The organism is Lactobacillus sp. UMNPBX12 (genome assembly GCF_002553955.1).
Classification (GTDB): Bacteria; Bacillota; Bacilli; order Lactobacillales; family Lactobacillaceae; genus Lactobacillus; species Lactobacillus crispatus.
This window is the reverse complement of sequence record NZ_PCYY01000002.1, coordinates 38,290-50,813: the sequence shown is the minus strand read 5'-3', so window position 1 is coordinate 50,813 and position 12,524 is coordinate 38,290. Positions and strand designations below refer to the sequence as shown.

Sequence of the window (12,524 nt, the reverse complement as noted above, 5' to 3'; positions counted from 1 at the left end):
ACTCCTAATTCTGATAAATTTAAACGGTTATTCCTCACCTGGTGCAGACATAACTATTCTCATTTTACCAGTGAAAGTGAAATTCTTCATCTCATTTGGAATAATTAAATTAGTTCCCATCTTCAAATCATATGACTTGCCATCAGCTTTTAATTTTCCTTCGCCTTTGATAACGGAAACTAACAGGTATGGATGATCCTTTAAGCCGGTCTTCCAAGTACCATCAAGGTCAATTTGCCACAAATAAAAGTGTGGTGAAAGTGGTGGTTCAACCAATGTCTTAATTTCTGCATCTTGATCTTGGCTAGTCTTAACATCTAACTTAGGATCAACATGGGGAACAGTGGTCACATCAATTGACTTTTGAGTATGAAGCTCACGCTTTTTACCATCCTTGCCCACACGATCGTAGTCATACAAGCGGTAAGTTACATCACTTGACTGTTGAGTTTCAATTACTAAGCATCCCTTAGTTAAAGCATGAATTGTACCTGCTGGCACATAGAAGAAATCGCCTGCTTTAACCGGAACTTTTCTGAGCAACTTATCCCATTCGCCTTTGTGGATCATATCAGCTAATTCTTCACGGCTTTTCGCATGATGACCATAAATAATATAAGCACCTGGATCAGCTTGCATCACATACCAAGACTCAGTCTTACCAGAATCATTTTCTACTTTGCGAGCATAATCATCATCCGGGTGTACTTGAACTGATAAATTATCATTAGCATCTAAGAATTTTACCAATAATGGAAATTCCTTGGCCTTAGGGTTGCCAAACAATTCCGGATGCTTCAAGTAAACATCCCGCAATGACATTCCCTTAAGTGGCCCATCTGTTACAGTTGACGCGTCATCCTTGTAACCTGAAATAATCCAAGCTTCTCCAACTTTTCCTTCTGGAATATCATAGTGAAAAATATCATCTAATTTACGTCCACCCCAAATTTTTGGTCTAAAGTATGGGGTTAAAAATAATGGTTCCATTTAAATCACCTCAATTAAAGTATAAACTTTAAGGTAGAATAAATGAAACCCTTTTCTTAGATATATGTATACTATTTGTTTTACATGTAAAGCTACTTGTTATACTTATGAATACCTGTAGCTAATCTTTGCATCCCATCCTTGACCATCGTCAAAGGACAAGCTAGATTAATTCGAATAAAATCATGGCCATTTCCACGATAAACACTACCAGCTGAAATAATCAGCCCAGTTTCTTGGCGAATGAACTCTGCTAATTCCTGTGAATCAGTACTGATCTTTTGCAGATCGATCCACATCAAATATGTCGCATTGCACGAAATGATTTGTACTTCAGGAATGTTTTTTTCAATAAAATTCTGCACATACGCAAAATTTTGCTTTAACTGTTTTTTCAAAGCATTAAGCCAATCATGGCCTTGCTCATAAGCCGCAATCGTTGCTGGAATCGCCAATAAATTAGGCTCGGCTACTTCATCACTATTTAAACCGCGGCTAACCATATTCCGTAAGTTCTCATCAGGAACAATTGCCGTAGCAGCATGAAGAGCAGCAACATTAAAGGTTTTACTTGGAGACACTAGTGAAATCACACTATTTTGTGCTTCACCTGTTACAGAAAAGGCTGGCGTGTAATCTGGACCTTGTCTAACTAGATCACCATGAATCTCATCCGATAGTAATGTTACATGATATTGGTGACAAAGATCCGCAATTTTTTGTACTTCTTCACTAGTCCAAACTTTTCCTACTGGATTATGTGGGTTACAAAAAATCATCAAAGTCGTTAGCGGCTCAGCTAATTTTTGTTCCAAGTCAGCCCAGTTGATCGAATAACTTTTACCATCGAAAGCTAAATCACTCGACAAAACATGGCGCCCATTATTCAAAATGGAATTATAAAAAATATTATAAACTGGCTCTTGTACTAAAACATTATCACCAATATGTGAAATACGGCGTACAATTGATGAAATAGCAGGGACTACTCCAGTAGTAAAAATCATCCAATTTGTTTGTGGCCGATGATTATGTTCTGTTTCATACCAATCAGCGACAGCATTAAAATAATCTGCTTGTGGGAACTCATAACCAAATGCACCTAATGTCAATTTTTGTTGCATTGCCTCGATAATTTCAGGTGCCGTCTTAAAGTCCATATCGGCAATCCACATTGGTAATTCACCAGACTTCACATCCCACTTTACTGAATCAGTCTTTGATCTATCTGGTGCATTTTCAAAATCATATTGCATATATCTCACTAATCCTTTGGTGTTTGGTTCGTATCAGAATGAACAATTTTTGTACCTATTTTCGGGCAATCAAGCTCGGTTTTAGATGGATCTACCTTATCTGGATCGATAATCAAAGTACCAATCTCAGGTACCGTAATTTTACCAGAAATTGGGTTTTTAATACTATCAATCTTTGTATTAAGCTCCACATCTAAATTAGAAACATATTCAAAAGCTAAATCTGTATGAATCAAGGAACCATTCTTAATCTCCAGGTGATCAATGTAGTTCAAGCCCTGATCACTTTCAATTTTACAATTAATTAACGTAATGTTGTTAGTATTCCAAGCTAAATATTCACCATCAATAATTGAATCGTAAATCGTGACATTATCGCAATTCCAAAAAGCATCTTTAGAGATAAAAGTTGAATTATGAACTTCAATGTTTTCTGCACCATCAAAAACATAATTTCCCACAATGGAAACGTGATCAAGATAAATATTCTGGCTATCTTTACCAAAATAATCACCATTAATTTGAGAATTGGTAATCTTAATATCATTACAAGTCCACATTGTTTCTTCTGCGTTAGCAAAATGAACATTATCTAAAATAATATGACTTGTCCTTCTGAATAATTTAGGTGCCTGTAAAGCACTATTTTTAATTGAAATATTCTTGGTATACCAAATTCCAGACCGTGACATAGTTTCAAACGTGGTATTTTCAACTTTCACATTTTCATCATACCAAAGTGGATATTTTCATTTAAAAATTGAATTCTTTAATCTGATATTTTTAGCTTCTTTTAAGGGAGATTCACCACTGCCAAATGTAATACCATCAAGGATTGCATCAGTTAATCCATAAAGAATTCTTTCACCTGCAAAATATTTATTCTTATATTCAATCATTATGCTTCACCTTTTCGCTGTTTATCTAAAGTAAGTTTTAAGTTAGTATTTATTATATGATTTCCTTCCTATAATGTTTAATACTTATTTTTATGGGTAATGCATAACATAAATTTATAATGCGAATCGAGATTTCGGTTAAACTTCGGTCAAACGGATATCTTAACAAAACAAAAAACCGCTCTAGAACAACATCTAGAACGGTTATCTATGGAGATGAGGGGAATTGAACCCCTGTCCAAACGCATCTCGTCACTGACCTCTACGATCATAGTTATATTACTTGAACTTCACTAGCTCAAAACGCCATATAACAGGGCTAGGATGGGCTAGCTAACCTGTTAAGACTCTTTTTAACTATTCAGGTGAGGTAGTTAAACGTAACTCGCTAAAGTTGATACTCGGTGTCAGCCACGAGTAAACCGACAAGGAGCAACACATGCGCTTAAATTAAGCAGCTAATGCGTAAGAATTTTTGTTATTTGCAGTTATATTTAACTGTAACGTTTTTACGTAGTCGTAACCTACGAACCGCAGTCAATGCGGGTCTACGCCTGTCGAATCCCAAAACATCCCCTTGAGATACTTATTCATTATAGCATAGACACACATTACATGCGATAAAAATGCTTAATCAATATTAGTCAAACGTACCACATCACGTTCAATCATCAATTCTTCATTAGTTGGGATAACCATTCCTGCAACTTTGGAATCTGTTTTTGTGATTAGTCCTTCACTAACACTTTCATTAGCTTCATTATCTACAACAACACCCATATATGCGAAAGCGTCAAGAACCGCTTTTCTCACACCAGTATCATGTTCACCAATACCAGCAGTAAAGATAATTGCATCAACGCCGCCCATTTCGGCAATATAAGCACCAACGTAGCGAATAATACGATTAATGAAAATTTTTCTTGCTAACTTAGCCCGTTCGCTATCACTTTCACGCACATCGCGCATATCTGGTGAAATTCCTGACAAGCCCAACAAACCAGACTTATTATTCATGATATAAATCATTTCATCCATCGACTTATGCTCTACCTTCATTAGATGTTGCACGAGTGAAGGATCGATATCACCGGTTCTAGTAGCCATTGTAATTCCGGCAATTGGACTAAAGCCCATTGAGGTATCGTAAGACTTGCCATCCTTAACTGCAGTAATTGATGCGCCTGATCCCAAGTGACAGATGACTAACTTTAAGTCTTTTAAATCTTTACCTAGTAATTTAGCAGCACGCGGTGCTGTATAGCGAATTGAAGTACCATGAGCACCATATTTACGTACACCATATTTTTCATAATATTCATAAGGAAGTGAATACAAATAATGTACTGGATCAAGATTACGGTGATAAGTAGTATCAAAAACCGCAACTTCTGGCACATTTGGTAAAACATTCATAAAAGCTTCAATTCCGCGAGCCTCAGCAGGATTGTGAAGCGGAGCATAATCTGACAATTCGTAGATCTTAGGCAGATTTTCCTTAGTAATAATAGTAGAATCCTTAAAGTACTCTCCACCATTAACAACACGATGTCCTACACCGACAATTTCAGTTAGTTCTTCAACAACATGGTATCCTTTTAAAAACTTGATCAATAAGCTAACTGCAGCTTCTTGATCTGGGATTTCAGTTTTTTCAACGTGCTTAGTACCATCAGCTAACTTAATCTCAAATGATGAATCTTCAAGACCTACACGATCAGCCATTCCTTTGGCAAGAACCTTTTCATCTGGTAATGAGAATAATTTGTACTTAAAAGATGAACTACCAGAGTTAATTGCCAAAACTTTTTTCATAAAAATTAATTCCTCTTCTTTCAAAAAAATAAGTGCTTTATCAATTAATGATTAATCTTTGCATACCACTCGTTAAGTTTAACATTAAATTGAATTAAAGCCTCTTCTTTTTTCAAGGAACCAAGTTTGGTAAGCAAAACTTCACTTGCTTTGGCCTCATCACCGTGATTTTGGAAAACTAAAACTGACTTTTGATTAAACTTGTTCTTAAACATATCATCTGGCAACTCTACAATCGCCTTCAAATAGACTTTCTTAGTTAACCATGGCATAAAATCAGCGCCAATCTTGCCTGACAAAATAGACTTGGGAACTACCAAAAAGGCATAGCCGTTAGGCTTTAAATTATTAATAATTTGTTCGATTAACAACAAATGAGCAAAAGAATGACCTTTCTTAGCCTGATTTTCAAAATTCTTGGCATTCTCATCAACTGGATAATAGCCTACAGGTAAATCACTTACAATTGCATCAGCGTTAGGACACATCCAAGGCATTAAAGCGTCTTGATGATATAACTCAATGTCAATATTATTCAGATGCGCAGCCACATCTGTCAAACTTAACATATCTTCATCGTTATCAATCCCTACCAATTGATAATTATCCTTAGAATGATTGAGTGCCTTAAGTTGAGAAATAATTGAAAACAACAAATTCCCGGTACCCACGGCAGGATCAACGATTTCCATCTTTTGATCTTTTAATAATTTATGCATCAACATTGCTACTACTGTAGCAATTGCAGGTGGAGTAGGCATTTGGTTAACATCAAAGCCATCATCATTAACTGCCTTTAAAGTTAGAAAAGTAAAGACTTGAGCCTTTTCTTTTTGGCTAATTTCGTCATAATCTATTGCTTGATACTTTTGACTTAATTCAGCCACTGTTTTTTCATCCGGTGCACCATTTTCAACCTTAATCTTGCCACTTTCTAAGTTATCAAAAGTCTCTACTAAGGCTTCTGTAAATGAAACATTTAATGCCGTTTGCAAAGTTTGCACACAGTCTAAAAACTGATTAAAAAGTTTTTCAAAATTTTCCATAGCGGTCCCTCCATACCTTAATTATTTTATAGAAAGGGATAAAGAGGTGCAAGGAAAGTCAATCATCCGTTAAGCATTCGATAATTAGGCGATTGTTCTCCATGCTAGCATGATAAATATCTTGATACATTTTGATAAACAAAAGCGTGGTCATTAAAACTAATACACTACTTAGTAAGGCACTGCCTTTTACGTTATGCGTCTTTTTCTTTGGTTTTAGCATTTTTCTTTTCCTGTTCCTCATCAAGCTGAAAAACTAAATCTGATGCACCCTTATTTTTCTCTGTTACCCTAATAATGATGCTATCTTTAGTGGTTTTAAAAGCAGCCTTTTCAACGTTAAATAATAACGGCATATAGCCTTTCCCTGCACCAGATACTTTAAGTACGTTCTTTTTATAGTATTCAATTCGGTAAGTAGTTGCATCGCCTTTTTGATCGATGCACTTAAAGGAAGCACTATTACTTATAGCTAATTTAGTTACTGGATACACTGCCTTAATTTTGTCAGCCCGCATAAAATTTTCTAGCTGTACATAAGCATAGGCTACTTCATTGACATGCTGATTTTGATTCAAGTTTGCTTTTTTAACACTCAACAATAAATTTTGTAAAATTAGCAGCACCATCATAGTAATAAAAAGCGAAAACATTGCTTCAGCTAACATAAAACCTTTACTCTTTGACCGCAAAAGTTTGTTTAGTCGTTGCATCCCAAACATGATTACGTCCTGCCTTTTGATAAATTCGATCGTGAACTGTTACTTGCTCCAGGTCAGTTTTAGTCAGTATATGGTAAGCATAAGCACGATCTGTTTTTAATTCCATCTCACGACCATTTTTCTGATTTTCAGCTACAGTTATATAAAAGCAACTAACAGCAATCACAGCAATTATAATTGCTATAAAGCTCTCAATTACTAGAAATCCTTTAACTTTTATCATTCCGCTACTCTCCCCCACAGCATTTGATATTTCAGGCTTTTTTCCATTCCGTAGCCACTAAAAGTCACCGTACCTGGTTTAGAATAACCAGTCAGGTTGAATTTAAAATGATCCAAGCCAGTAATTTTGATATTTTGATCAACTGGAATACTTTTGTGATATTTTCCGCCAGAGAATAAAATTTGATTGGATCTAGCTAGATATGATACGCCAATAGTAACCTCCTTGATCGTACTGTACCTCGAAGTTTGATCAAGTGCCGTCGTAACTCTTTTAACAGTATTATCAAAAATCAGTTTTTCTTGATATCTTTTTAACTGCAAACTACCAATCAACAAAATGCCACAGCAAACACCAAGTGTAATTATTACTTCTAGTAGGGAAAAGCCGGCTAATTTATTTCTTTTCAACAACTTCGCCACTGTCTAACGTGAAATTCTTTTTAGCTTTAGTAATTTGATCACCAGTTAAGTAATCGTCCTTTTTTAGATCTTCAAAATCTTTAGGTTCACCATATTTATCCTTATATAACTCAACTTGCGTTTGCACAGTAGTCCTAAATGCATCCGCAGTTTTAGTTTCAGCATTCTTCTTTTGATTAATCAAATTAGGCACAATTAGCAAAATCAAAATCACGATAATGGCAATTACCACAACCATTTCAATCAAAGTAAAACCCTCTTGCTTGCGGCGCTTAGCCATAATGTTTGCTAAATACTTCTTCATCTTCTCTTTCATTTTTAACTTAATCCTCTTCTTCACTCTATTTTTTTACTTTTATCTTTAACGTCACTTTTTCTATAGTCCTTGCATCATTGAATACATTGGTAATAACAGCTTCAAATACATTCCAATAATGCATAAGCCAATTAAAATAAAACAAGCTGGTTGAACATTGACGACTAATTTCTCAATTTTTTCAGTTAAATCCAAAAATAGGCTACGTCCTAATAACAAACAGCGCTTACTCAAGCTCTTTCGCTCAGAGCCAGTCTGCAATAAAACTAATAAACTATTAGGCAAAAAATCCTCTGCATTAATAATTTCTTCTAAATTTTTTCCTTCAGCTAAATCGTGCCCTATCTTTTGTCCCAGTGCTTGCTGCAATGAACCTTTCTCTTGATCTGCCGCATATTCGCACATTCGCTGCAATGAAAAGCCACTAGCTAGCAGCAGTCCAATGTCATAAACCAACAAATAATGAATATACAGCATAACTACCTGCCCAATTAACGGATATTTACTCAGTTTTTTCATTGATGAATAATCCTGTTTATTGAGCAAAGTAACGATCTTAGCAAAAAAATATAAGCCCAGCAATACAATAATGATCAGACCAATCATGACCATATCTCCTGAATGATCACTGCTATCGCTGAATTGTGTCGAAATAAACGATTGCATAAAGACCAGTAAAATCACCATCATTATCGCTAAAACCAACGGATAAGATAATTCAGCCCGCAGTTTTTTCATCTGCTCCTGTTTTAGTCGATTCAACGTTGCTAAATGCTGCAAACATTCAACTAGGGTTCCTTGCTGTAAAGCCAAATTAACCTGAGTTACTGTCGTTTTAGAAAAGCCTAGTTTAAGCAGTTCAGTACTAAAACTTGCTCCTTCTTTCATGCGACTAGCCATTCTTTCCATCAACTGACGCCTTTTTGGCCACAATGCCGGCATTAATTCAATTGAATTGAGCAAAGAAAAACCATTATCCAAACTATGTTTTAAATAATCCAAAAAGGCCAATTGTTCTTCGCCATTTAACTTATCCTTTTTGGAATTGCCAATATACTTCATGATTAATTTCTCCTCCTTTCCACAAACGCTCTAGATTTTCCTGCCAATTAACGAATTCACCACGAACCGATTTGCCTAGCTCTTTTTTTAGCAAAGAATCTGCCGCAATATCCATCAAGCACTTTAATTTTCCTTGACTGACTAATAATCGCTGATACGACACTGCAGTTAGACAATTTGTCAGTTCGTCACACCTAATACCTAATCCCTCTAGTCGAGAAATAGTTTGCAAAGTACTTTTAGCATGAACTGTCGCAAAAACCAGGTGTCCACTTAAAGCTGCATCAACTGCTAAACGTGCTGTTCCTTGATCACGAATTTCTCCAATAATTAAAATATCTGGACGATGCCGTAATGCCGCCTTTAATAGGTTTTGGTAATCAATTCCCGCTTCGTTATTGACTTGTGCTTGCAAAAAAGAAGATTCATGGATTTCAACAGGATCCTCGATTGTCATCACTACTTTGTTTTGGCTCATTTTCTTAGCAATTTCATACATTGTCGTTGTCTTGCCCGAGCCAGTTGGACCACTAGTAATAATCAATCCGCGACTCTTAGCCAACTTTTCAATTGTTCCCAGCTGCTCTGGAATAAAATATTGACTATGGTCAATCCCATAGATGACTCGAATAACCAGTGACTCTTGATCGGAAAAATCTCCTAAGCTAGATAAACGCAAGAAATATTCATGTCCTTCATTCTCATATGTCATTGCGCCAACCTGCGGGCGACGATGTTCTGCAATATCCATCTGAGCACTGTACTTAAAAAAATTGATAATTTCCTTTCCCGTCTCCAAAGTAAAACCTGCATATTCAATTAGACCCTTACCGGTCCGAAATTTAACCATCAAGTTTTCTTTTTTCGGGAAAAAGAAAATATCACTTGCTTTAACTTTAATTGCCTCAATCAATAATTCATTGACAATTTCTTTGATCTTCATAAAAATCCTCCTTTTTTGCCTCACATTATTTATTACGCAAAAAAAGTCGATTTTTTTGTGAGAAATTGAAAAAAACACAAAAAATTTTCTCAACTCTAAAAAACGTTGATCTAACAGCATTTTAAGATTAAAAAACCATTAAAAAAGTGCACAAAAAAATAGCTTAGCCATTGGCTAAGCTATTTCATCATTAACTAATTAATCTTCATCAGCCGCTGCAGTATAAACATTTTGAACATCGTCACTATCTTCAAGAGCATCAACTAAATGTTCAAATTGTTCCTTCTTATCTGCTGGAACTGGAGTGGTGTTTTGTGGAATCATAGTTAATTCAGCATCTGCTAGTTTGTAACCATCCTTAATTAAGGCGTCACGTACACCTGCAAATTGCTTTGGATCAGTGTAGATTTCGTATGCATCATCACTAGTTTGAAGATCGTCACCACCAGCATCCATAACATCAAGTAATACTTGATCTTCATCAGCATCAGTAGTTGAACGATCAATTACAATGTAGCCTTTACGGTCAAACATGTAAGCAACTGAACCAGTAGCACCAAGTGAACCACCGTTACGAGTGAAAGCAACACGAACGTCTGAAGCTGTACGGTTCTTGTTATCAGTCAAAGCTTCAACAAAGACTGCAACACCACCTGGAGCGTAACCTTCGTAAGTAATTTCGTCGTAGTGTTCTTCTGAACCACCTTCGGCCTTCTTGATGGCACGCTTGATGTTATCCTTAGGCATGTTGTTTGAACGTGCCTTATCAATTACCATACGTAATGTAGGATTCCCATCAGGATCAGGACCACCACTCTTTGCAGCCATATAAATTTCACGAGATAACTTTTGGAAAATTTTACCTCTCTTTGCGTCTTGCGCATTCTTGCGGCCTTGAATATTGTGCCATTTTGAATGTCCTGACATAAGGATCCTTCTTTCTTTTTTCTAATATTAATTAACGTTATTATCTTAACTCACAGTACTTTAAAATTCAATGGTGTCAACCATTTAAACTTGTTTTTTCTGGTCAAAAAATCTGTGTTTAATAAACAATACTAGCATTATCAGCAAAATTGCCGTTAAAGCCCCTGCTCCATCAAGCATTACATCGTGCACGCTCGGTGTTCTATCACCTGTTAAAAATTGATGATATTCATCAAACGCAGCAAATGCAATTGCCATAAACCAAGTTAAAACTGGTGCTACCCATTTGATTTTGAAAATTCTTCTTAATCCTAAATAGCCAAAACCACCTAGTAAAAAGTAAGAACCAAAGTGAGCCATTTTGCGTAAAACAAATTGGGCCAGCCCTGCTCGACCATCAACTTGCACATTGTGAATACGACCACCGTAAGTAAAATCCCAGCCAGCAACGATATTCTCTAACCAGCCAAAATAACGGTTAATTTTATTGTCATGAATTTCCTGCTGTTGATAAGTCATTGAACTAGAAATGAACAATGCAACTAGCACCAATAAAGCAAGCAGTAAAAAGATTTTTTCTCGTTTAGTAAAATGAAATTTATCCATTGCTATTTCTTCTCTCTTTTTTACTTCTTACTTTAACAAAAAAAAGGGTTAAACTTGACCCGTTTTATAAATTATTTAACTTTGCTTAATGCTTCATCAATTGGTGTGTCCCCATCATGCATAATAATTACTTGATGAATCGTATTATCATACTTTAGGCTATCAACCAATACCTGAGCAACATCATCAATCGAATTTTCTCCACCTTCTGGAGTAAATGATGTCTTACCCGTTGCTGGCTTCTCCATTAAGTTACCTGGTTGAATGATCGTATAATCCAAATTAGTATTATGAATTAACCATTCATCGGAAAAGTACTTAGCAATATCATAATCAATAATGCTTGCAAGAGAAGGAATTTCTGCCCACTTGTCTTGGTCAAGCGCAAAGGCGGAGCTTAGTTGAACGTAACGCTTAACGCCATTAGCTTCAGCAGCCTTCATCAGCTTAACTGCGCCATTTAAGTCAGTTTGCAATAAGTCCTTTCCACGAGAACCTGCTACAAAAATCACTGCATCTGGGTGACCAATTTCATCCTCAATCTTTGCCAATGAATCATGAAAATCTAAATGTTGAACAGTCACATGTTCTGGATCGACGACTTCTACAGCATTTTCACGTCTAGCTGCAGCAATTACATCGTATCCTTCATCAACTAATCTTTTAATGACAGCCTTACCAACACGACCTGTTGCACCTGCTACAAGTACTTGCATAATCAATTTCTCCTATTCATTGTGAAGTTTACCAACTAGCCTTCTTAACACCTGGAAGTTGACCTTGATGAGCCAATTCTCTCATGCATTCTCTGCATAAACCAAACTTCCGATAAACTGAATGTGGTCGCCCGCAGCGTTCACAACGGGTGTACTCTCTAGTTGAATATTTTGCTTTTTGCTTATTACGAATAATTTGTGATGTTTTTGCCATATTAAACCTCTATCTACGTCTTTCTATTCTTTGAGGCGACGGCTTCTTATCTCTAGTTAACAATCCCAACGCCAAAATAATAATTCCAATTGCCATTACTTGTCCAGTCATACGTTTTTCTTCCTTTCAATTTGCTTTATTAGTCTCTTACTTTTCGTCAGTAATTATTATACCACTTACATTTAATAAGTGAAGCATTTTTATCAAAAAAATAGAAAGCGCTTAACACTAGTCATCAACACATATAATAGTTAGAATCTATTTAGATACTTTCACAATGAGGAGAAAAAATGAACGAAAAATGTAAAAACAAATCGCCAGCCTTCTTATTCTTTTAAGAGAGTAAAAGTTTTTAAAGAGAAGGATG

At 35.9% G+C, this 12,524-nt stretch carries 14 protein-coding genes, 1 other RNA gene and 1 pseudogene; all 16 read right to left on the bottom strand.

Annotated elements, in window-relative coordinates; all coding sequences use genetic code 11:
* Positions 1–27: 27 nt before the first annotated feature.
* Positions 28–990: a mannose-6-phosphate isomerase, class I gene (manA, locus tag CP363_RS01150; protein ID WP_023488052.1), complete on the bottom strand. Its 963-nt coding sequence runs from the start codon at positions 988–990 to the stop codon at positions 28–30.
* A 92-nt stretch (positions 991–1,082) separates the two neighbouring features.
* Positions 1,083–2,246, bottom strand: a complete 1,164-nt coding sequence (locus CP363_RS01145) for a MalY/PatB family protein (RefSeq protein ID WP_098035713.1) — start codon at positions 2,244–2,246, stop codon at positions 1,083–1,085.
* An 8-nt stretch (positions 2,247–2,254) separates the two neighbouring features.
* Positions 2,255–3,145: pseudogene (locus CP363_RS01140) on the bottom strand (DUF3737 family protein).
* A 208-nt stretch (positions 3,146–3,353) separates the two neighbouring features.
* Positions 3,354–3,722: a transfer-messenger RNA gene (gene ssrA / locus CP363_RS01135) on the bottom strand.
* 53 nt (positions 3,723–3,775) lie between these two features.
* Positions 3,776–4,960, bottom strand: a complete 1,185-nt coding sequence (locus tag CP363_RS01130; protein ID WP_005722775.1) for an acetate/propionate family kinase — start codon at positions 4,958–4,960, stop codon at positions 3,776–3,778.
* 44 nt (positions 4,961–5,004) lie between these two features.
* Complete coding sequence (locus CP363_RS01125) at positions 5,005–6,006, bottom strand: class I SAM-dependent methyltransferase (protein WP_005718747.1); 1,002 nt, start codon at positions 6,004–6,006, stop codon at positions 5,005–5,007.
* Positions 6,007–6,200: 194 nt separating this feature from the next.
* Positions 6,201–6,728 (bottom strand): ComGF family competence protein, encoded by a 528-nt coding sequence (locus CP363_RS01120; RefSeq protein WP_005727833.1) that lies wholly within the window; start codon positions 6,726–6,728, stop codon positions 6,201–6,203.
* Positions 6,682–6,951: a hypothetical protein gene (locus CP363_RS01115; protein ID WP_005728527.1), complete on the bottom strand. Its 270-nt coding sequence runs from the start codon at positions 6,949–6,951 to the stop codon at positions 6,682–6,684. Before CP363_RS01115 ends, CP363_RS01120 begins: the two co-directional genes overlap by 47 nt.
* Positions 6,948–7,373 (bottom strand): hypothetical protein, encoded by a 426-nt coding sequence (locus tag CP363_RS01110; RefSeq protein ID WP_005721476.1) that lies wholly within the window; start codon positions 7,371–7,373, stop codon positions 6,948–6,950. Before CP363_RS01110 ends, CP363_RS01115 begins: the two co-directional genes overlap by 4 nt.
* Positions 7,348–7,689, bottom strand: a complete 342-nt coding sequence (gene comGC, locus CP363_RS01105; protein WP_005721477.1) for a competence type IV pilus major pilin ComGC — start codon at positions 7,687–7,689, stop codon at positions 7,348–7,350. Before comGC ends, CP363_RS01110 begins: the two co-directional genes overlap by 26 nt.
* Positions 7,690–7,749: 60 nt before the next feature.
* Positions 7,750–8,751, bottom strand: coding sequence for a type II secretion system F family protein (locus CP363_RS01100; protein WP_013086094.1), 1,002 nt, complete (start codon positions 8,749–8,751; stop codon positions 7,750–7,752).
* Entirely contained in the window at positions 8,720–9,694 is a 975-nt protein-coding gene (comGA, locus tag CP363_RS01095) for a competence type IV pilus ATPase ComGA (protein WP_098035712.1), read from the bottom strand. The genes CP363_RS01100 and comGA overlap by 32 nt, the downstream gene beginning before the upstream one ends.
* Positions 9,695–9,892: 198 nt before the next feature.
* Entirely contained in the window at positions 9,893–10,621 is a 729-nt protein-coding gene (locus tag CP363_RS01090) for a YebC/PmpR family DNA-binding transcriptional regulator (protein WP_005718738.1), read from the bottom strand.
* Between the two features lie 84 nt (positions 10,622–10,705).
* A complete protein-coding gene (locus CP363_RS01085) occupies positions 10,706–11,227 on the bottom strand; it encodes a VanZ family protein (protein WP_005722771.1) in 522 nt (173 codons plus the stop codon).
* 71 nt (positions 11,228–11,298) lie between these two features.
* A complete protein-coding gene (locus CP363_RS01080; RefSeq protein WP_023488033.1) occupies positions 11,299–11,943 on the bottom strand; it encodes an SDR family oxidoreductase in 645 nt (214 codons plus the stop codon).
* Positions 11,944–11,971: 28 nt separating this feature from the next.
* Positions 11,972–12,157 carry a type Z 30S ribosomal protein S14 gene (locus CP363_RS01075; protein ID WP_005718732.1) on the bottom strand — a complete coding sequence of 62 codons (186 nt, stop codon included), beginning with the start codon at positions 12,155–12,157 and terminating at the stop codon, positions 11,972–11,974.
* Between the last annotated feature and the right edge of the window lie 367 nt (positions 12,158–12,524).

Excerpts from the sequence above, each read along its gene's own strand:
- CP363_RS01145 (WP_098035713.1), bottom strand. The coding sequence starts at position 2,246 with ATGCAATATGATTTTGAAAATGCACCAGATAGATCAAAGACTGATTCA.
- CP363_RS01100 (WP_013086094.1), bottom strand. The coding sequence starts at position 8,751 with ATGAAGTATATTGGCAATTCCAAAAAGGATAAGTTAAATGGCGAAGAA.
- CP363_RS01080 (WP_023488033.1), bottom strand. The coding sequence starts at position 11,943 with ATGCAAGTACTTGTAGCAGGTGCAACAGGTCGTGTTGGTAAGGCTGTC.
- CP363_RS01115 (WP_005728527.1), bottom strand. The coding sequence starts at position 6,951 with ATGATAAAAGTTAAAGGATTTCTAGTAATTGAGAGCTTTATAGCAATT.
- CP363_RS01125 (WP_005718747.1), bottom strand. The coding sequence starts at position 6,006 with ATGGAAAATTTTGAAAAACTTTTTAATCAGTTTTTAGACTGTGTGCAA.
- CP363_RS01120 (WP_005727833.1), bottom strand. The coding sequence starts at position 6,728 with ATGTTTGGGATGCAACGACTAAACAAACTTTTGCGGTCAAAGAGTAAA.
- comGC (WP_005721477.1), bottom strand. The coding sequence starts at position 7,689 with ATGAAAGAGAAGATGAAGAAGTATTTAGCAAACATTATGGCTAAGCGC.
- CP363_RS01090 (WP_005718738.1), bottom strand. The coding sequence starts at position 10,621 with ATGTCAGGACATTCAAAATGGCACAATATTCAAGGCCGCAAGAATGCG.
- CP363_RS01130 (WP_005722775.1), bottom strand. The coding sequence starts at position 4,960 with ATGAAAAAAGTTTTGGCAATTAACTCTGGTAGTTCATCTTTTAAGTAC.
- comGA (WP_098035712.1), bottom strand. The coding sequence starts at position 9,694 with ATGAAGATCAAAGAAATTGTCAATGAATTATTGATTGAGGCAATTAAA.
- manA (WP_023488052.1), bottom strand. The coding sequence starts at position 990 with ATGGAACCATTATTTTTAACCCCATACTTTAGACCAAAAATTTGGGGT.
- CP363_RS01085 (WP_005722771.1), bottom strand. The coding sequence starts at position 11,227 with ATGGATAAATTTCATTTTACTAAACGAGAAAAAATCTTTTTACTGCTT.
- CP363_RS01075 (WP_005718732.1), bottom strand. The coding sequence starts at position 12,157 with ATGGCAAAAACATCACAAATTATTCGTAATAAGCAAAAAGCAAAATAT.